At 59.6% G+C, this 18,885-nt stretch carries 14 protein-coding genes; 6 read left to right on the top strand and 8 right to left on the bottom strand.

The features are described 5' to 3' along the window. Positions 1-47: 47 nt before the first annotated feature. Together RBH71_RS07475 and pbpC are read left to right on the top strand one after the other, a co-directional pair. The gene (locus tag RBH71_RS07475; protein ID WP_323687234.1) at positions 48-5,492 is read left to right on the top strand and encodes an alpha-2-macroglobulin family protein; all 5,445 of its coding nucleotides are present in this window, start codon (positions 48-50) and stop codon (positions 5,490-5,492) included. Further along, entirely contained in the window at positions 5,489-7,567 is a 2,079-nt protein-coding gene (gene pbpC, locus RBH71_RS07470) for a penicillin-binding protein 1C (RefSeq protein ID WP_162632401.1), read from the top strand. The genes RBH71_RS07475 and pbpC overlap by 4 nt, the downstream gene beginning before the upstream one ends. 115 nt (positions 7,568-7,682) lie before the next feature. Here pbpC and RBH71_RS07465 read toward each other — a convergent pair whose 3' ends face one another. After that, complete coding sequence (locus tag RBH71_RS07465; protein ID WP_013761805.1) at positions 7,683-7,979, bottom strand: hypothetical protein; 297 nt, start codon at positions 7,977-7,979, stop codon at positions 7,683-7,685. Positions 7,980-8,662: 683 nt separating this feature from the next. Continuing rightward, positions 8,663-9,826 carry a M20 aminoacylase family protein gene (locus RBH71_RS07460; RefSeq protein ID WP_111803047.1) on the bottom strand — a complete coding sequence of 388 codons (1,164 nt, stop codon included), beginning with the start codon at positions 9,824-9,826 and terminating at the stop codon, positions 8,663-8,665. Between the two features lie 224 nt (positions 9,827-10,050). Here RBH71_RS07460 and RBH71_RS07455 point away from each other — a divergent pair, with 224 nt between their 5' ends. Both RBH71_RS07455 and RBH71_RS07450 read left to right on the top strand, forming a co-directional pair. Continuing rightward, on the top strand, positions 10,051-11,109 hold the full coding sequence (locus tag RBH71_RS07455; RefSeq protein ID WP_046205618.1) for a D-alanyl-D-alanine carboxypeptidase family protein: 1,059 nt from the start codon (positions 10,051-10,053) through the stop codon (positions 11,107-11,109). Positions 11,110-11,316: 207 nt separating this feature from the next. Then, positions 11,317-12,456 carry a CobW family GTP-binding protein gene (locus RBH71_RS07450; protein ID WP_111803046.1) on the top strand — a complete coding sequence of 380 codons (1,140 nt, stop codon included), beginning with the start codon at positions 11,317-11,319 and terminating at the stop codon, positions 12,454-12,456. Between the two features lie 106 nt (positions 12,457-12,562). Here RBH71_RS07450 and RBH71_RS07445 read toward each other — a convergent pair whose 3' ends face one another. From RBH71_RS07445 to RBH71_RS07425, 5 genes are all read right to left on the bottom strand, one after another. After that, positions 12,563-12,799 carry a sulfurtransferase TusA family protein gene (locus RBH71_RS07445; protein WP_019564883.1) on the bottom strand — a complete coding sequence of 79 codons (237 nt, stop codon included), beginning with the start codon at positions 12,797-12,799 and terminating at the stop codon, positions 12,563-12,565. After that, positions 12,796-14,094: a L,D-transpeptidase family protein gene (locus RBH71_RS07440; RefSeq protein WP_111801038.1), complete on the bottom strand. Its 1,299-nt coding sequence runs from the start codon at positions 14,092-14,094 to the stop codon at positions 12,796-12,798. The genes RBH71_RS07445 and RBH71_RS07440 overlap by 4 nt, the downstream gene beginning before the upstream one ends. Positions 14,095-14,384: 290 nt before the next feature. Continuing rightward, a complete protein-coding gene (locus RBH71_RS07435; protein WP_003511360.1) occupies positions 14,385-15,338 on the bottom strand; it encodes an acetyl-CoA carboxylase carboxyltransferase subunit alpha in 954 nt (317 codons plus the stop codon). A 63-nt stretch (positions 15,339-15,401) separates the two neighbouring features. Then, on the bottom strand, positions 15,402-16,382 hold the full coding sequence (gene xerD, locus RBH71_RS07430) for a site-specific tyrosine recombinase XerD (protein ID WP_416349315.1): 981 nt from the start codon (positions 16,380-16,382) through the stop codon (positions 15,402-15,404). Positions 16,383-16,393: 11 nt separating this feature from the next. After that, on the bottom strand, positions 16,394-16,567 hold the full coding sequence (locus RBH71_RS07425) for a hypothetical protein (protein ID WP_003511358.1): 174 nt from the start codon (positions 16,565-16,567) through the stop codon (positions 16,394-16,396). A 188-nt stretch (positions 16,568-16,755) separates the two neighbouring features. Between RBH71_RS07425 and RBH71_RS07420 the strand changes: the two genes are divergently transcribed. Together RBH71_RS07420 and aroB are read left to right on the top strand one after the other, a co-directional pair. Continuing rightward, complete coding sequence (locus RBH71_RS07420) at positions 16,756-17,337, top strand: shikimate kinase (RefSeq protein WP_003511357.1); 582 nt, start codon at positions 16,756-16,758, stop codon at positions 17,335-17,337. 5 nt (positions 17,338-17,342) lie between these two features. Then, the gene (gene aroB / locus RBH71_RS07415) at positions 17,343-18,476 is read left to right on the top strand and encodes a 3-dehydroquinate synthase (RefSeq protein WP_003511355.1); all 1,134 of its coding nucleotides are present in this window, start codon (positions 17,343-17,345) and stop codon (positions 18,474-18,476) included. 19 nt (positions 18,477-18,495) lie between these two features. On the opposite strand, the gene RBH71_RS07410 is transcribed toward aroB, so the two are convergent. After that, positions 18,496-18,777 carry a BolA family protein gene (locus tag RBH71_RS07410; protein WP_019564879.1) on the bottom strand — a complete coding sequence of 94 codons (282 nt, stop codon included), beginning with the start codon at positions 18,775-18,777 and terminating at the stop codon, positions 18,496-18,498. Positions 18,778-18,885 lie beyond the last annotated feature (108 nt).

Raw genomic sequence — 18,885 nt, 5'->3', positions numbered from 1 at the left:
ATTTGACCAGAGTCCCGCCCGACATGTCTGTTGCGGGGAGAAAACTGATGTCGTTGCGCGCGCTCGTCCGGATCTCGTTGATTGCGGTCTCAACCGCCATTACTTTTATTCCAGCTGTGGCGGCGGAACCTTCCCGCAAGGTGGTTACCACCAAAAATGGCGATTATTTCGGGTTCGATCTCAGAACCGAGCAGAATGTCTCGCTTGAGCAGTGCGGTGAGATTTGCGTCGGCGATACCGCCTGCAAGGCGTTCACCTACAATCCCAAGGTGCAATGGTGTTTCCTTAAATCGGATTTCAATCAGCTCAATGCCTTCCCCGGTGCCGTCGCCGGCAAGATCGTGCAGGTTGTCGCTGAAGCCGATATCGGTGCACCGCAGCGTCTTTCTTTCGTGACTGATAGCCTGCAGCAGGAAGCGCGCCGGCTGAAATCGGGCCTTGCGGCAAGCGCGGAGCAGCAGAGCCAGGGACTGGAGAGCCTGCTGCAAACAGCAAGGCAGCAGGCGGCAGCGGACGCGATCGAAACCTACAAGGCGGCTCTTGCGATTTCGCCCGATGACGGTGCTCTCTGGGCCGAATTTTCGCAAAGGGCGGCGCAGGTTACCGACAATTACGCGATTGCGGGCCAGGCCGCTTCCGCTGCCATCAATGCCTATCAGTTGAGCCGCACGGTCAGTGCCCGCACCGAGGCGTTGAACCGGCTGGCCCAGGCTTTCGAAAAGACCCAGAATTATCGCGCGGCGCTTAATGCCTATAAGGAGAGCCTCACACTTTCCGATAATGCGCAGACGAAGGCGGCCTATGCCGATCTGCGCACGCGCCAGGGATTCCGCGTCATCAACAATACGATTGATACGGATAGTGTCAGCCCGCGCGCATGCGTGCAGTTTTCCGAACCTCTGGTGAAGAACGGTGTCGATTATTCCTCTTTCGTCACATTGGATGGTGCTGCACCCAAGGCGATCGAGGCGAAGGGCAGTGAGATTTGCGTCGAGGGGCTGACCCATGGTCAGCGTTACAAGATTGCGTTCCGCGCCGGCCTGCCGTCCTCGGTGGAAGAACCGCTGGAAAAGCAGGTCGATCTCGATATCTACGTGCGTGACCGTGCAGCGAGTGTCCGCTTTACCGGCGAGAACTTCGTGCTGCCGGGCACGGCGCGGCGCGGCATTCCCATCGTTTCGGTCAATGCCGAGAAGGCCGATCTGAAGCTTTACCGTATTGGCGACCGTAACATCACGTCGGTCTTGGCAAACTCGCAGTTTTTGACGCAGATGGACGGTTACAACGCCGACCGTATTGAAAACGAGCTCGGCGAGCTGGTCTGGCAAGGTTCGATAGACATTCAGCCGGACCTCAACAAGGACGTAGTGACGAGCTTTCCGGTGGACGAAGCCTTGCCAGAGCGGAAGCCCGGCATCTATGTGCTGACCGCCGTACCGCCCGGCACCGCACCGGAGACATGGGATTCGCGCGCCACGCAGTGGTTCCTCGTTTCCGATACGGGCATCACCACCTATGCCGGCACCGATGGCCTGAACGTATTCGTGCGCTCACTCGGCAGCGCCGCACCGCTTGGCGGGGTGGATTTGCAATTGCTCGCCAAGAACAACGAAGTGCTCGGCACGGCAAAGACGGATGCAGACGGCAGGGCAGTATTTTCGGCAGGCCTGATGCGTGGCACAGCGGCGCAGGCGCCCGCCATCCTCACAGCGCGCAACGGCGACAAGGACTACATCTTTCTGGACATGACGCGCGCCGGTTTCGATCTTTCCGACCGTGGCGTGACTGGCCGCGCGGCCCCCGGCGCTATCGACGTGTTCAGCTGGACAGAGCGCGGCATCTACCGCGCCGGCGAGACCGTGCACGCGGCAGCGCTGGCCCGTGATGTCGACGGCAAGGCGATCGAGGATCTGCCGCTGACCTTCATCTTCTCGCGTCCTGATGGCGTCGAGGACCGGCGTTTCGTGAGTGACGGCAAGGCGCTCGGCGGCCATGCGGTCGATCTGCCCTTGCAGGCGAATGCCATGCGCGGCACCTGGACGCTGCGCATTCATACCGATCCGAAAACGGCTGCGATCAGCGAAAAGAGCTTTCTGGTCGATGATTTCGTGCCTGATCGCACCGAATTTGATCTTTCCAGCAAGGTGAAACAGATCGAGCCGGGCGCGGAAACGCCAATCGACGTCGATGGCCGTTATCTCTACGGCGCGCCCGCAGCCGGCCTGACGCTGGAAGGTGAGGTCGCCGTCAAGCCGACCCGCACGAGTACCGACTTCGAGGGTTATTTCTTCGGTCTGGCCGATGAGGAAAGCGAAGAGGAAAATCGCACCGCGCTTGCCGATCTGCCGGCGCTGGACGAAGAAGGCAAGGCAAGTTTCAATGTCGATCTGACGGATTTGCCTTCCACCACGCAGCTGCTTTCCGCCAACATCACCGTTCGGATGCGCGAGGCCGGTGGCCGCGCCGTCGAACGATCTCTGACGCTGCCGGTGAAGGCGCAAGCACCTGTCATCGGCATCAAACCGCAGTTTTCGGGTGATCTCGCCCAGAATTCCGTTGGCCGTTTCCACATTATCGGCGTGACAGCTGATGGCGCGAAACAGGCGATGAGTGGCCTCAGCTGGAAGCTCATCAAGGTAGAGCGAAACTATCAATGGTATCGTCAGGGTAACTCCTGGCGGTACGAACCGGTGGAATATACCAAACAGACCGAAACCGGCACGGTTTCCGTCTATGCCAATGGCGGTGAGATTTCCGTGCCTGTCACCTGGGGCCGCTACAGGCTGGAAGTGGAAGGTGCCGGCAATGGCGCACCGGTTTCGAGCGTCGAATTTGATGCTGGTTTCTACGTCGAGGCAAGCTCGACAGAGACGCCGGATGCGCTGGAAATCGCGCTGGACAAACAAAACTACAAGATCGGTGATACCGCAAAACTCAAGGTATCGTCGCGTTTTGCCGGTCAGCTGATGGTCACGTCAGGTTCGGAAAAGCTGATTTCCGTGCAGAATGCTGAGATCGGTGAGGATGGCGGCGAGATCGACATTCCCGTTACCGAGGAATGGGGCGCGGGGGCGTATGTGACGGCCACGCTGTTCCGTCCGGGCGATGCGCAGGAAAGCCGCATGCCGATGCGCGCCATAGGCATCAAGTGGCTTGCCGTCGATCCCGCCGAGCGCAAGCTTGCGGTAACGCTAGGCGCGCCGCAGAAGACGCTGCCGCGTCAGCCGCTTGAAATTCCGATCAGTGTCGCCGGCGCGGGCGTGGGCGAAAAGGCCTATGTCATCGTCGCGGCTGTGGATGTCGGCATATTGAACCTCACCCGCTATGAACCGCCGAAGCCGGATGAATGGTATTTCGGTCAGCGACGGCTGGGGCTGGAAATCCGCGACCTCTATGGCCGCCTGATCGACGGTTCGCTTGGCGCCACCGGCCGCCTTAGAACGGGCGGTGATGGCGGGGGCGCAGCACTGCAGGGCAGCCCGCCCACCGAAAAGCTCGTGGCCTTCTTCTCGGGACCTGTCGAACTTGACGCAGACGGCAAGGCGACGGTGAGCTTCGATATTCCTCAGTTCAACGGCACGGCCCGCGTCATGGCTGTCGCCTGGACGAAGACGGGCGTGGGACATGCGGTCTCCGACGCCGTCATTCGAGACCCCGTGGTGGTGACTGCCAGTGCACCGAAGTTCCTCGCGCCCGGCGATGTCTCGCAATTGCGGCTCGATATCGCGAATACCGATGGCGAGGCCGGCGACTACCGGCTGGATGTGACCAGCAACACGGCACTTACAGTCGATCAGGGTGAGATGTCGCAGACCCTGGCACTGCAAAAGGGCGGCAAGTCGTCGCTGACCGTGCCGTTGACAGGCGAACAGCCGGGCAATGGCGCAATCACCATCAAGGTCTCCAATGCCGCCGGTCTTTCGCTGGAGCAGGTATTGAATGTTCCCGTGCGTCCAGCCGTTCTGCCGGTCACGACGCGGCGTGAAATCAAGATCGCGCCCAATAGCAGCCTGACGATCAATGGCGACCTTCTGGCCGATAGCATGCTTCTCGGTTCGTCCGTCGCCGTCAACGTCACACGCTCGCCAGCCTTCGATATTCCGGCGCTGGTGATGATGCTCGACAAATATCCTTACGGCTGCGCCGAGCAGACGACGAGCCGCGCGTTGCCGCTGCTTTATCTCTCGGAAATGACCAAGGATAGCGGCATCGCCGAGGACCCGGATACCCGCCTCCGCGTGCAGGAGGCGATCTACCGGGTGCTGTCCTTCCAGTCGAGTTCCGGCAGTTTCGGCCTCTGGTCTCCCGGTTATGGAGATCTATGGCTGGATGCCTATATCAGCGACTTCCTGACCCGTGCGCGCGAGCAGGACTACGATGTTCCCGAGCAGGCGATGGTGCAGGCTTTGAGCAACCTGCAAAACGGTCTTTCCTACGATAGCAACGTCAAGGATCGCGGCAACGAGATCGCCTATTCGCTTTACGTTCTGGCGCGCAACCGCAAGGCGGCGATCAACGATCTCAGATATTATGCGGATACGGCGCTTGCCGATTTCCCCACACCGCTTGCCAAGGCGCAGGTTGCCGCAGCCCTTTCGCTTTATGGAGATCAGGCACGCGCGAAGACTGTGTTCGGTGCCTCGCTCGATATGGCGAGCCGTACCACCAAGGTTAGCTTCGCAAGGGCGGATTACGGTTCCGCCCTGCGTGATGGCGCAGCGACGCTGGCGCTTGCGGCGGAAAGCCGTCCGGTTCCTGCCGTCGTGCCGCAACTTGCAGGTGCCGTGGCGAAGGAATGGGAAAAGAAACCCTATACCAGCACCCAGGAACAGGCATGGATGCTGCTTGCCGCCCGCGCCGTCAAAGGTGAGGACAAGGATATCCGTCTTGATGTGAACGGCGATTTGCAGACCGGTGGTTTCGGCAAGCGGATGACCGGCGACGAATTGCTGGCGGCACCCTTGAAGATCGCCAACGCGTCGGCTGATCCGGTCACGGCGGTGGTCACCACGGTCGCGCCCCCGGCACAACCGCTTGCCGCCGGTGGCGAGGGGTTCACCATTACCCGTACCTATTATTCCATGGATGGCGAGGAGGTGAACGCGAGCGAGGTGGTGCAGAACGAGCGTTATGTGGCGGTGCTGAATGTTACGCCTAAAAATGACTGGCAAGCACGCATTCTCGTGACTGACCTTCTGCCTTCTGGTTTCGAGATCGACAATCCGAGCCTCGTCAATTCTGCCGCCCTTTCGAATTTCGACTGGTTGCCGGAAACCGAAGCTGCGCATACCGAATTCCGCTACGACCGGTTCGTTGCGGCCTTCGACCGCACGGCTGGCGACAGTTCGGAAATCACGCTGGCCTATGTGGTCCGGGCCGTCACCCCGGGCACTTATGATCATCCGGCGGCCTCGGTCGAGGATATGTACCGGCCGCAATTTTCCGCCCGCACGGCAACGGGCCGCATGGAGGTGCGTTCGGCAACCCCATGAGGCGAAAAAAGGCGATCATCGTCGGCATCGTGTCGGCCGCTCTGCTTGTAGGCGGTGCGGCCTTCGGTCTCGATGCGCTGGACAAGGCCTATCCACCACCGCTGGAGGCTGCGCAGCAGCGGTCCTTCGAGGTGCTGGATAGAGACGGGCGGTTGCTGCGCGCATTTGCGACACCTGATGGCCGCTGGCGGCTGAAAACCAGCGCTGCAGAAATCGATCCGCAGTTCCTGCGCATGCTGATCGCTTATGAGGACCAGCGTTTTTACGACCATCACGGCATTGACCCGTGGGCGCTGCTGCGCTCCGCCTGGCAATTGGCAAGCAACGGCCGGATCGTTTCCGGCGCCTCGACGCTTTCCATGCAGGTGGCGCGGCTGATCGAACCGCGCACCGACCGGTCGTTTTCGGCGAAGTTTCTGCAGGGATTGCGCGCGCTCCAGATCGAAAGACGGCTCGACAAGGCGGAAATCCTCGATCTTTATCTGAATATCGCGCCTTATGGCGGCAATCTTGAGGGTGTTCGTGCCGCAAGCCTCGCCTGGTTTGGCAAGGAGCCCGCCCGGCTCGACACGGCGGAGGCGGCTCTTCTGGTTGCGCTGCCGCAATTGCCGGAGAAACGCCGACCGGACCGCTTTCCGGATGCGGCAAGGCAGGCGCGGGAGAGGGTTTTGCAGCGCCTTGCCGTGGAACGCGTGGTGGGTGAAGGGGAAGCAGAGCGGGCGATCCTTGCAGCCGTTCCCGCCAACCGGCGTGATCTGCCGGCCTATGCACCGCATATGGCGGCTGCCGCACGCGTGAAGTTTCCCAATGCCACCGAGGCGCACTCGACGCTCAGATTGCCGATCCAGCGGGAACTGGAAGCCGTTGCCCGCCATGCAGCGGAAAAGCTGACAGAAAAGGTCTCCGTCGCCATCGTCATGGCCGACGCGCAGACCGGTGATATTCTGGCTGAAGTTGGTTCCGCTGATTATCTCGATACTGCAAGGCGCGGTTTCGTGGAGATGAGCCGCGCCGTGCGCTCGCCGGGCTCCACTCTCAAGCCGTTCATCTATGGCCTTGCCTTTGAAAATGGTCTCATCGGGCAGGAAACCATCATCGAGGATCGCCCGGCGGATTTTTCCGGTTACCGCCCGCGTAATTTCGACATGCATTATCAGGGTGATGTCAGCATCAGGCAGGCACTGCAACTGTCGCTCAATGTGCCCGCCGTAAAGCTTCTGGATGCTGTCAGCCCGTCTGCGCTGATGGTGCGTTTCCGCCGCGTGGGCGTGAAGCTCGTGCTTCCCACCACCGAGGCGCCGGGCCTTGCCATTGCGCTGGGAGGTGCTGGTATTTCGCTGGTTGATCTGGTGCAGCTTTATGCGGGCCTTGCCGGCGGCGGCGACCCTGTGCGGCTGGGGGACGGTGTGCGCTCCGCGCCGCAACGGCTTGCCGGAGATCGGCTGTTTGCCGACGCTGCGATCTGGAACGTCTCCGACATCCTGTCCGGTGTGCTGCCGCCACTCGGCATGAAGCAGCGCGGCATCGCCTACAAGACCGGCACTAGCTACGGTTACCGTGATGCCTGGTCGGTAGGTTATGACGGGCGGCATGTCATCGGCGTCTGGGTCGGTCGTGCCGATAACGGCGCCGTCCCGGGCATTGCCGGTTATGCGACGGCAGCCCCGATCCTCTTCGAGGCTTTCGAGAAATCCGGCGTAGCGATCACGCCAATGCCTGCTGCACCCTCTGGCGTCGCGCGGGTGGCCGTGAGCGACCTTCCCGCCAACCAGCGGCGTTTCACATTGACCGCAAGCGGCCTGCTTTCGGCCTCAAGGCGCGAAAGCGCGCCGCGCATCGTCTATCCACCGGAAGGGGCTAGGGTGGAGCTCTCCAGCCAGTCAGGCATTTCGCCGCTAGTGCTGAAGCTGCAAGGCGGCCGCGCGCCCTTCCGCTGGCTCGCCAACGGCAGGCCGCTCCCGGATGCTTCGCTCCGCCGCAACAGCGAATGGCGACCGGAAGGGCAGGGGTTTTCAACGCTGACCGTGATCGACGCCGATGGCCGCGCTTCGAGCGTGCGCGTTTTCATCGAGTGAATTTTTGACGGCTTGCGCACCACGCTGCTGAACGCCGCGTCGCAGGCAGCTTCTTGCCCGCGTCATAGAAGTTCATTTGCGGAGACCTGATGCAACGTGGAAGGAGGAACGGCGATCACGCAACGTCGAGTGAATGACGATCGATACGCTCCTGAAGTGCGACCACAACCGCATGCAGGAATTCTCGGCATCGAGGGTCGACGGTCTTCGCCAGTGTCATTTCCAGCCGGCTGCGGATCTTGTCCATGAACCCAACATGATCGAAGCTGTCGGCGGCGATATTTACCTCGACTTCTTCCATATAGTGCAACAGGTGCGGTTCCAGTGCGAGATTTGGGTCCATCCGGTATCGGGTGGCCATCTGCTCTGCAAGCGTTCCCATCTGTACGTATGGGCCATATTCGTTGATCATTCTGTCTCCTTCATCGGGTGTGAGCATCTTAGATAGGTGCTGTTTGTGGATGCACGAGATGTGTTTGCGATCAAACGCGCAAAAGACCGGAGCTAATTGGTAAAACGAACGTGACCAATCGATGCGGTCGCCGTTCGAAAATACCGGTGTGCACGCTGACCGAAACGGGACAGCTATTATGTTTGTCTAGGACTAGAGCCGCATGGCGAGCAGTGAAGCGGGTCACGACATTCCGCTCTTTTCTATATTATTGTTTTAAACTGAATTTACAGGAAAATGGTGTCCACGAGAGGATTCGAACCTCCGACCCCAGGATTCATACCACTTCGGCTTTAGCCGCCGCCCATCTCCATTGGATAGGACGTTCGTGGTCTGGACTGTCCCTTCACCATGAGCCTTTCGGCTTTTAGGTGCTGCCCATCCAGTCTCTACACCTTCACCGGATTTCTCCGGAGCTTGGCTCGGGATTGGCATGCTGGAAGACCAGCGAAGCTTTCCCCGACTTTGAGCAGATCGATTGCGTCGTTTCCGGGCGCAACCCCCAATTTGTTTTAGGAATCCTGTGCTCTATCCTGCTGAGCTACGTGGACACTGAATTGCTCTTTAACCTGCCGTAGCCGGCGGATCAACCGCGTTCTTTATCGCGGTCGATCTGTTCCTCTGCTTTCTTTGCGTCCCGGCAGTCAGTTCGTCGGGCGTTGCTCGGCAAGTTTCACCCAATAGGAAATGCCGTAGGCGATGGCGTCGTCGTTGAAATCGTATCCAGGGTTGTGAAGGCCGGCCGAATCGCCGTTGCCGATGAAGATGAAGGCACCCGGCCTTTCCTTCAACATGAAGGAAAAATCCTCGCCCGCCATGGAAGGGTCGACATCGGGGTCGACGTTCTTTTCACCAGCTACATCGCGGGCGACGCGGATGGCGTGGTCGGTCTCGTCCGCATGGTTGAAGGTCACCGGGCAATAACGCTCATAGACGACCTCGGCTTCCGCTCCATTTGCTAGCGCTATGCCTTCCGCCATCTGCTTGATGCGATCCTGCGCGAGATCACGCACCGTCTCGTCCAGACTACGCACCGTGCCGGCAATCAGCGCGTCGTTGGGAATGATGTTGTGGCTGGAGCCGGCGTGAAAGCGAGTGACGGACACAACCACGGATCGGATCGGATCGGCATTGCGCGAGGCGATCATCTGCAGATTGCCGACGATCTGTGCGCCGATCGTGATCGGGTCGATCGTGCGGTGCGGCTGGGCCGCATGGCCGCCACGACCTTTGACAGTGATCGAGAACTTGTCCGGTGCCGCCATGATACCACCCTTGCGGATGGCGAACGAGCCGAGCGGAATACCCGGCATATTGTGCATGCCGTAGACCTCATCGATGCCGAACCGCTCCATCAGGCCGTCCTCGACCATGGCGAGCGCACCCGCGCCGCCTTCTTCGGCGGGCTGGAAGATGACCGCGATGGACCCGGTGAAATTGCGGGTTTCCGCGAGATATTTGGCGGCGCCAAGCAGCATGGCGGTGTGGCCGTCGTGGCCGCAGGCATGCATGGCGCCTGCGGTTTTGGAAGCCCAGGGTTTGCCGGTTTCCTCTAGGATGGGAAGAGCATCCATATCCGCCCTAAAGCCGATGGTGCGATTGCCCGGAATATTGCCTCTGATGATGCCGACCACGCCCGTGCGGCCAAGACCGGTCACGATTTCGTCAACGCCGAAAGATTTCAGCTTGTCCGCAACGAAAGCTGCGGTGTTGTCGACATCATACAAAATCTCGGGATTTTCATGCAGGTGACGCCGCCATTCGCTGACTTCCTGCTGAAGTTCGGCGGCTCTGTTCAAAATCGGCATTCGTTCATTCCTGGGTTCATCGGTGCGGCATGGCGTAAAAGCCTATCCTCCGCAGTGGATAGTGCGCCGCATAATTGACGTAATCAATGTACTTTGCCATTGCTAGGACATATATGGTGAATATTGCCATTCCCTGACTGAAGACGGGAATTCGAGGATAAGCCTTGCCACAGAATCTTAAATCGCCAAACGCCGCCCGGCGGCTCTCCGCAGCCATTGCCATCATGACCGCCGGCCTTGTTGCCGCTGCACCCGTGGCGAATGCCAATCCGAAAATGGTGGTCGATGTCAAAACCGGCAAGGTGATTTCCCACCAAGAAGCGTTCCGCAAGTGGTATCCGGCCTCGCTGACCAAGCTGATGACCGCCTATATCGCCTTTTCGCAGATGAAGGCCGGCAAGCTCAGCCCGCAGACGGAAGTGGTGATGAGCAAGAAGGCCGCCGACCAGCCGGCCTCGAAAATGTATTTCAAGCCCGGCCAGAAGCTGACGATGGACAGCGCACTGAAGCTGCTGCTCATCAAATCCGCCAATGATATCGCCGTGGCGATTGCCGAAACCATCGGCGGCACCAGCGATAATTTCGTGGCGCAGATGAATGCGCAGGCGCAGCGGCTGGGCATGAGCTCCACCCGTTACATCAACGCCAACGGCCTGCCCGGCAAGGGCCAATATACGACGGCGCGTGACCTTGCGCTTCTGGCGTTGATCATCAAGCGGGAATTCCCGGAATATGCCCATTATTTCTCGCTGGAAGGTGTCACCACCGGCAAGAAGGACTACGCCAACTTCAATATGCTTGTTGGCCGCTTTGATGGCGCAGATGGCATGAAGACCGGCTTCATCTGCGCATCCGGTTTCAACCAGGTGTCCTCCGCCGTGCGCAACGGCCGTTCGGTCATAACTGTGGTGCTGGGGGCAGATAGCCTTGCCGGGCGAACCGACCAGTCCGCTGATCTGCTGCAGATGGGACTGACGGCGCCCTCGGGCCAAGGCGTTTCACTCGCCTCGCTGGCACCCTATGGCGATACCGCCGAGGTAAACGACGTCAGTGCCGAAATCTGCAATCCGAAGGCAGCCAAGGTGCGCAGCGAAAGCCGAGACGAGACCGGCCGCATGGTCATCCATTCGCCCTACGTTACGGAAATGACCCGTCCGCCGGAATATTCTTTCGCGGGTCTCATTCCCGGCAGTGAGACGGTGGCGGTCAACACCGCCAAGGGTGCGAGCGCCAAGGGACAAGTGGCTAACGTGCCGATTCCGATCCCGCGTCCGACATTCTGATTTCGCCTAACCGCACTCTTATGGATTAGGGTGCGCGCGAAGCCTGAACACTGAGCGGAATCTGTATTCGCAGCTTCGGTTTGTTATGATATTACAGTGTCGCTCGTGGCCTTCAGGCCTCGGGCGATTTTTTGTGATTATTGCGCGGTTCCGGATCTAATATCGTCCAACGATCTGCCGGAGCGGCCATCAACATACAGGCAAGACATGTCTCGCGATCGCATACCGGTTTCCATCATCACCGGATTTCTCGGCGCCGGAAAATCGACGCTGCTCAACCGGCTTCTCAAAGACCCCGATATGAGCGACGCCGCGATCATCATCAATGAATTCGGCGATGTCAGCATCGACCATATGCTGGTTGAAAGTGCAGGCGAGGGCATCATCGAACTGGCGGAAGGCTGCCTTTGCTGCACCGTTCGCGGCGAGCTGGTGGATACGCTGGCGGAACTGATGGACGGCATCCAGACCGGCAAGCTGAAGCCGGTGAAGCGGGTCGTGATCGAAACCACCGGTCTTGCTGATCCCGCTCCCGTCATGCAGTCTGTCATGGGCAACCCGGTGATTGCGCAGAATTTCGTTCTGAACGGCATCATTACGGTTGTGGATGCCGTGAACGGCCTGTCCACACTCGATAATCACGAGGAAGCGGTGAAGCAGGCGGCGGTGGCCGACAGGCTGGTGATGACGAAGCGCGCGCTTGCCGATGCTTCCACAATTTCCACGCTGACGGCTCGCCTTCAGGCGCTAAACCCGCGCGCGACGATCGAGGATGGTGACCGGGCCGACTGGAGTGCTGCCGCACTGCTGGATAACGGTCTTTACGATCCCGGCAGCAAAAATGCCGATGTCGGCCGCTGGCTGGGGGAAGAGGCGGAACACGATCACCATGACCATGACCATGACCATGACCACCACCATCATGGCGACCACGATGGCCACCATCACCACCACGATGTGAACCGGCACGACGCGTCGATCCGTTCCTTCTCGATCATTCACGACCAGCCGATAGCCCCGATGGCAATCGACATGTTCGTGGACTTGCTGCGTTCGGCGCATGGGGAAAAGTTGTTGCGGATGAAGGCCGTCGTCAAGCTGTCGGACAATCCGGACCGACCCCTTGTGCTGCACGGGGTACAGAACATTTTCCACACACCCGAGCGCCTCGCGGTATGGCCGGACCCATCTGACCAGCGCACGCGCATGGTGCTGATTACCAAGGATTTGCCGGAGGCGTTCGTGCAGGACCTGTTTGCTGCGTTCACCGGCACGCCGGGCATCGACCGTCCGGACAGGCAGGCGATGACGGACAATCCGCTGGCGGTTTCGGGGTTGAGGTTTTAGGTCGCAAAACTGTGGTTGAAACCTGTGGGCAGGGCACCCTTTACCTTGTCGAGTATCTCACCCTCAAGGGGGAGATCGAGTGGAGTATTCTCGGCAGCGAGGGTAATTACGCTCCCTTCACGATCCTGAATCGGTGTCCTTTGGTCAACGTCGTAGTTTCAACCAGGCTATGCCCATCCTGGTTGCACATATGGGCAATATCGATAACCGCCAGCGGGTCGGTCGTCTCTACAACAAGAACATCGCCCGCCTGCAGGCCAGCGAGTTTTTTACGGCTTCTTAAAACCGGAAGGGGGCATTTAAGCCCCCTCAAGTCGAAAATTATGTCAGCCGTGTCGGTCATTCCTTGGCCCAGAACTTCCAGAACGGCTTCTTTTCCGGCGCTTCCGCTGGCGGTGCTGCGGAAAAAGCGAGCGGGTTCATGGCCGGCACAGGGACCTGGGCGGCAGTTCCGTTCTGACCAGGCCCCGAAGCCGCAGGCGTAGCAGCGGCAACCATTGTCGGGGCCGCCGGGGCAGGGTTCGATTGCGGAGCTGCGGGCTGGGTTGCCGAAGGATGCGGCGTCCGCAGAGAAGACGCGGTTGCGGTGGTCGCCGGCGAAGACGAGGTCACCTGCTGCGCCTTCTTCTCCATCAGCGCGGCATATTCCGTTTCCTTCATCAGCTTGCCGGCTTTCAGCGCCGAGCCGGTCGGAGCATAAGCGGGTTCGCGGCCCTTGCGCTTTTCGGCAACCAGCGCCTTGCGCTCCGCCTCGCTCGGGTCGTACCAGGCCATGCCGTCATATTTCTTCATCGCCTTTTCATAGGCGAGATCATAGGTCTTTTCGTAGCTCGAAAGCGCGCTCACCAGTGCCGGCGGCGTGCTCATAGCCGGGCATTGCGCAGATGCGTTGAACGTGCCGCCTTCGGTCTGCTGGTTGAAGACATATTTCTTCTCGCAGACATTCACTTCTGGCGGGCGTTTCGTGACTTCGAAATTGTCGTAACCGACCTTCAGCATCTTCCAGAAATCGAGATGTTCGCTCTGGCGGTGGCGGGCCATGTTTTCCGCGGTCATGCGGAAGGGAAAGGCCTGCAGCTGAACGGTCTTCTGGCCACCCTTGAAGGCGTCGCGGGCGAAACCGTAGATTTCAAGGATCTGCGCATCCGTCATCGAATAGCAGCCGGAGGACGAGCAGGCGCCATGGATCATCAGGTTGGTGCCGTTGCGGCCGTTGGCGGCATCGTAGCGGTTCGGAAAGCCGGTGTTGATGGCGAGGTAATATTTAGAGTTGGGATTGAGGTGCGCGGGCGTCAGGTTGTAGAAACCTTCCGGCGCCTGCCGGTCGCCCTCTTTCACCTTGGGGCCGAGTTTGCCGGACCAGGCGCAAATCTGGTATTCGGCAATCTTGTCGAAGCGGTTGTCGCGCTTGGCCTTCCAGATTTCCAACGCGCCTTCTTCCTTGAAGATGCGGATCATGATCGGTGAGGTGCGATCCATGTTCTTCTTGTCGATCTCGGCAAGAATGGACGGAGAAAGCGGGTAATCAACCTTGTTTTTAACGTGGGAGACGTCGCGTTCGACGGTTTCGAGCGTATCGTTGCAGCCGCTGAGAATGAGCGCGGTGCAGGCGAGAAGAGCAAATTGTGTCAAACGCATGATCTGATCCGAAAGACGATGGCACGGGCGACGGAGTTCTACACCGTCCCGCGTGTATTTTAAATACGGTATTAACCGTTTACATCTTCTTAACTCAAATCGGACCCGCCCCTGCGGCCGCCGATACATCTGTTGATGTGTCCGGACTATGGCCGAGTTGGGGCGAGATTCAAGGAAAATAAGGCTGGAGCTAGATTGTTTTGGCTTCTTTTTGATCCACCAAAAAATCTAACTGCCTCTTTTTGCGCATTTCCGCACGCAAACCGCTGCGCATTTTTACTGGAAACGCTCTAAAGGTTTCTGCCGATATCCAGGAATTTCTGGCGGCGTTCGGCGCGCAGCTGCGTGCCCGAGCGCTGCGAAAGATCGGCGAGCGCCTTGGCGATAACGTCGCCGGTGGCACCAATCACGGCCGCCGGATCACGATGCGCGCCGCCCATCGGCTCGGGAATGATGCCGTCGATGACGCCAAGCGACTTCAGATCTTCCGAGGTGATTTTCATGTTGGTCGCGGCTTCCTTGGCACGGGTCGAATCGCGCCAGAGAATGGAAGCGGCACCTTCCGGCGAAATCACCGAATAGATCGCATGTTCGAGCATGTAGACGCGGTTGCCCGTGGCGATCGCGATTGCGCCGCCCGAGCCGCCTTCGCCGATGACGACGGAGACGATCGGCACCTTGACGTTGAGGCACATTTCCGTCGAGCGGGCGATGGCTTCTGCCTGACCGCGCTCTTCTGCGCCGACGCCGGGATAGGCACCAGCGGTATCGATGAGGGTCACGACCGGCAGCGAGAAGCGGTCAGCCAGTTCCAGCACGCGGATCGCCTTGCGGTAACCTTCCGGGCGCGGGCTGCCGAAATTGTGCTTCAGGCGGCTTTTGGTGTCATTACCCTTTTCCTGACCGATAATGGCGACGGGCTGGCCATTAAAGCGGGCAAGGCCTGCCTGAATGGCAGCGTCTTCGGAAAATTTGCGGTCGCCGGCAAGCGGCGTGAAATCCGTGAACAGCGCCTTGGCGTAATCGACGAAATGCGGGCGCTGCGGATGGCGCGCGACCTGCGTTTTCTGCCAGGCGTTCAGCTTGGAATAGATATCCTGCATCGCGTCATTGACGCGTGATTCCAGGCGATTGATCTCCTCCGAGGTGTCTATGCTCTCGTCTTCATCGGCAAGCTTCTTCAGCTCGATGATCTTGCCTTCAAGGTCCGAGATAGGTTTTTCGAAGTCGAGATAATTGTGCATGAGATCCGTTTCCGATCGTTTTGCGCAAGGTTTGAGCCGGATTATCCGGCGGTTCCGGTCGCTCTAATCAAGGTTTTTGCCCTGTTTGGCAAGGGGGTGATGTGTTTGTACCAGCTCTTGCAGGCGTTCTTCCAGCACATGTGTATAGATTTGTGTCGTGGAAATGTCGGAATGGCCGAGCAGTTCCTGCACGGCGCGCAGGTCGGCGCCGTTCTGCAGAAGGTGGCTGGCAAAGGCGTGGCGCAGGACATGCGGTGACACCGCCGAGGGATTGAGGCCCGCGCGAATGGCAATGTCCTTCAGGTCGCGGGCGAAAACCTGTCGCGGCAGATGCCCTTCCTTGCTGTTTGAAGGAAACAGCCACGGACTTTCCGGACTGTCAGCCTTTTTGGGGGACGCGGGCGTCCTGCTTTTCTCAGGTACGAGCGACTTCCTGGCCGCGTCGTATTTTTCCATCGCGTCGATGGCCGCGCGAGACAGCAGCACCATACGGTCCTTGTTGCCCTTGCCGCGGATCATCAGGAAGCGTCCCTCCTGGCGCAAAACCTTGACCGGCAGCGAAACGAGTTCGCTGACGCGCATGCCGGTCGCGTAGAGAAGTTCGAGCAGGAGATGCATGCGGATGCGGGCAAGCTGGCCGGGGCCGGTTAAGGCGGCCTCTTCAGCAGCGATGCCAAGAAGTTTCGTTACGTCCGCGACGCTCATCGTCTTGGGCAGGGTGAGGCCCTTCTTGGGCGCATCAATGGTACCGGTCGGGTCGTCGCCGCGAAGTCCTTCAGAATAGAGGAACCGGTAGAATTGCCGCATGGAAGACAGGCGTCTTGCCTGCGACGTGGCTGCAAAGCCCTGAGTGGAAAGATGGGTCAGATAGGCCGACAGGTCTGCCGTTGCGGCTTCCATCAAGGACTGGCCTCGGCCACCGAGAAATTCACGCAGATCGGAAAGGTCGCGTTCGTAAGAAGAGAGCGTATTGGCGGCGGCACCCCGTTCGGCGCTCATCATTTCCAGAAAACTTTCGAGCCGCGCGCCGTCCCGCCCGCTCATCTCTTTGCTATTCATGGGGTGCGCCTTGCCGGCTCCGCCGACGGCGGGTTCAGCCGCTCGGAAGGAATGCGCACCGTCACCTCGCGATCATTGGGCTTGACGAACATTACCAGCAGCACCATGCCGCCATAGATCAGCCCCGCGATGGTTGCCAGTATCATCGTGAAGCGGAAGAGGGTTGGCATGGCGGCTCCGTGAGGGTGGCAGTCTGAATGTATATGCGGTGCAGCGAAAGCGGCGACAAGATCAAAAAGCGGTAGTCCGCCGCTGCCGCATGCGGCGATGAATGTGATTCAACGCAATTCAGTCAGCAATTTGGCTTGACGCTTCGTAAACATTTGCAGATATCCATGCCAAACGGGCTTTCAATTTTATGAATGAAAAGAATTTATCTGTCCCGGTCACACTCGGGGAGCAAGCGCGGGCCAAGCTCGCCGGGCGCAACGTCGTCTTTGTCGGACTGATGGGGGCTGGAAAGTCCGCGATCGGTCGCATGGTCGCCCAGCAGCTCAAGGTCTCCTTCATCGACACGGATGTCGAAATCGAGCGTGTTTCCCGCATGACGATAGCCGAACTTTTCGCCACCTATGGCGAGGAGGAGTTCCGGGCGCTGGAAACGCGGGTCGTCAAGCGGCTGCTGCGCGGTGGCCCCAAGGTCATTTCTACCGGCGGCGGCGCTTTCATCAACGACAATACCCGCCGGCACATCACGCGCGGCAGTGTGTCGCTGTGGCTGAAGGCCGATATCGAGGTTTTGTGGGAAAGGGTCAACAAGCGCGATCATCGCCCGCTTCTCAAGACCGAAAACCCCAAGGCCACGCTGGCGGCTCTGATGGAGAAACGTTATCCGATCTATGCGGAAGCGGATCTGACCATCGAATCCCGCGATGTCCGCAAGGAGATCATCGTGACCGAAGTGCTGGCCGCCATCGCCGGCCTTGAACAGAAAGACTGAGCATCATGACGCCTTCCGAAATCCACACCGACGAACGTCTTGTCCATGTGCCGCTCGGTGAGCGCGCTTACGACATTCTGATCGGACCGGGCCTGATCGGCAGGGCGGGCGGCGAGATTTCGTCGCGGCTGAAGGGCAGGCGTGCCGCTATCATCACTGACGAGCATGTTGCACCGCTTTACCTCGAAGGCCTGATGGACGGCCTGCAGACGGATGGCATCGAAGCCGTTTCGCTGACCTTGCCCGCAGGCGAGAAGACCAAGAGCTTCGAACATCTGGTCACTGTTTGCGATGCCGTTCTCTCCGCACGGGTGGAGCGCAACGATGCGGTGATTGCACTTGGCGGCGGTGTTATCGGCGATCTCGCCGGTTTTGCGGCGGGCATCGTGCGTCGCGGCGTGCGTTTCGTGCAGATACCGACCTCGCTTCTGTCGCAGGTGGATTCCTCCGTCGGCGGCAAGACAGGCATCAATACCCGCCAAGGCAAGAACCTTGTCGGCGTTTTCCATCAGCCCGATCTGGTGCTGGCCGATACGGCGGTGCTCGATACGCTGAGCGAGCGCGAATTCCGCGCCGGTTACGCCGAGGTGGTGAAATACGGCTTGATCGACAAGCCGGACTTCTTCTTCTGGCTGGAAAAGAACTGGGATGAAATCCGCACCGGCGGTCCCGCCCGCATCCAGGCGATTGCCACAAGCTGCCAGGCGAAGGCCGATGTGGTGGTGGCCGACGAGAAGGAAAACGGCGTACGCGCCCTTCTGAACCTCGGCCACACATTCGGCCACGCGCTGGAGGCAGCAACGAATTATGACAGCAAGCGGCTGGTGCACGGCGAAGGTGTCGCCATCGGCATGGTGCTGGCGCACCAGTTTTCCGCCCGCCTCAACCTTGCAAGCCCTGATGATGCCGCGCGCGTCGAAGCGCACCTCAAGGCGGTTGGTCTGCCAGTGTCAATGAAGGATATTCCAGGTGAACTGCCGCCGGTCGAGATGCTGATGGCGGCAATTGCGCAGGACAAGAAGGTCAAGGGCGGCAAGCTCACCTTCATCCTAACTCACGGCATCGGCCAGTCCTTCGTGGCCGACGATGTCGCGACGTCCGAGGTGCAGTCTTTCCTGTCGGAAAAGCATCCCGGCTGAGGCTTAAGGCGCGCGTTGCCTAGAACCGCGTCGGCTCCCCCGGCGCCGCCGCCTCGATGGCGAGGGCATGCAGCCCGGCGTCGAGTTCCGGTTTCAAAAGTGCATTGATCGCCCGGTGGCGCTCAATGCGTGACTTGCCTGCGAAGCTTTCAGACACTATCTGAACACGCATATGCGTCTCGCCGGTGCCGGTTATGTCCGGCTGATGGCCGGCATGCATCTGGCTTTCATCGATCACCACCAGGCGTTCCGGCGAAAAGCTCTGCCGAAGCTTTGTTTCTATGCGTTCTCGCAGGGACATGCGATGGGCTCCAATCCTGTTGGCTGGTCTTTAAAAGGGGCTACCTAAAAGCCTGCAACATTCCGCTTTGTCAATTCTTGTTGTGCGCCTTTTCGCACCCCATAATCA

It is taken from the genome of Rhizobium sp. AN68 (assembly GCF_030758035.1).
Taxonomy (GTDB): domain Bacteria; phylum Pseudomonadota; class Alphaproteobacteria; order Rhizobiales; family Rhizobiaceae; genus Agrobacterium; species Agrobacterium tumefaciens.
The sequence above is the reverse complement of the archived record's forward strand: the minus strand, read 5'-3'. Positions and strand labels throughout refer to the sequence as shown.

What these genes read in the sequence shown, in the direction of transcription:
- RBH71_RS07475 (WP_323687234.1), top strand. Translation starts at nt 48, where the DNA reads ATGTCGTTGCGCGCGCTCGTCCGGATCTCGTTGATTGCGGTCTCAACC.
- pbpC (WP_162632401.1), top strand. Translation starts at nt 5,489, where the DNA reads ATGAGGCGAAAAAAGGCGATCATCGTCGGCATCGTGTCGGCCGCTCTG.
- RBH71_RS07465 (WP_013761805.1), bottom strand. Translation starts at nt 7,979, where the DNA reads ATGATCAACGAATATGGCCCATACGTACAGATGGGAACGCTTGCAGAG.
- RBH71_RS07460 (WP_111803047.1), bottom strand. Translation starts at nt 9,826, where the DNA reads ATGCCGATTTTGAACAGAGCCGCCGAACTTCAGCAGGAAGTCAGCGAA.
- RBH71_RS07455 (WP_046205618.1), top strand. Translation starts at nt 10,051, where the DNA reads ATGACCGCCGGCCTTGTTGCCGCTGCACCCGTGGCGAATGCCAATCCG.
- RBH71_RS07450 (WP_111803046.1), top strand. Translation starts at nt 11,317, where the DNA reads ATGTCTCGCGATCGCATACCGGTTTCCATCATCACCGGATTTCTCGGC.
- RBH71_RS07445 (WP_019564883.1), bottom strand. Translation starts at nt 12,799, where the DNA reads ATGACCGACACGGCTGACATAATTTTCGACTTGAGGGGGCTTAAATGC.
- RBH71_RS07440 (WP_111801038.1), bottom strand. Translation starts at nt 14,094, where the DNA reads ATGCGTTTGACACAATTTGCTCTTCTCGCCTGCACCGCGCTCATTCTC.
- RBH71_RS07435 (WP_003511360.1), bottom strand. Translation starts at nt 15,338, where the DNA reads ATGCACAATTATCTCGACTTCGAAAAACCTATCTCGGACCTTGAAGGC.
- xerD (WP_416349315.1), bottom strand. Translation starts at nt 16,382, where the DNA reads ATGAGCGGGCGGGACGGCGCGCGGCTCGAAAGTTTTCTGGAAATGATG.
- RBH71_RS07425 (WP_003511358.1), bottom strand. Translation starts at nt 16,567, where the DNA reads ATGCCAACCCTCTTCCGCTTCACGATGATACTGGCAACCATCGCGGGG.
- RBH71_RS07420 (WP_003511357.1), top strand. Translation starts at nt 16,756, where the DNA reads ATGAATGAAAAGAATTTATCTGTCCCGGTCACACTCGGGGAGCAAGCG.
- aroB (WP_003511355.1), top strand. Translation starts at nt 17,343, where the DNA reads ATGACGCCTTCCGAAATCCACACCGACGAACGTCTTGTCCATGTGCCG.
- RBH71_RS07410 (WP_019564879.1), bottom strand. Translation starts at nt 18,777, where the DNA reads ATGTCCCTGCGAGAACGCATAGAAACAAAGCTTCGGCAGAGCTTTTCG.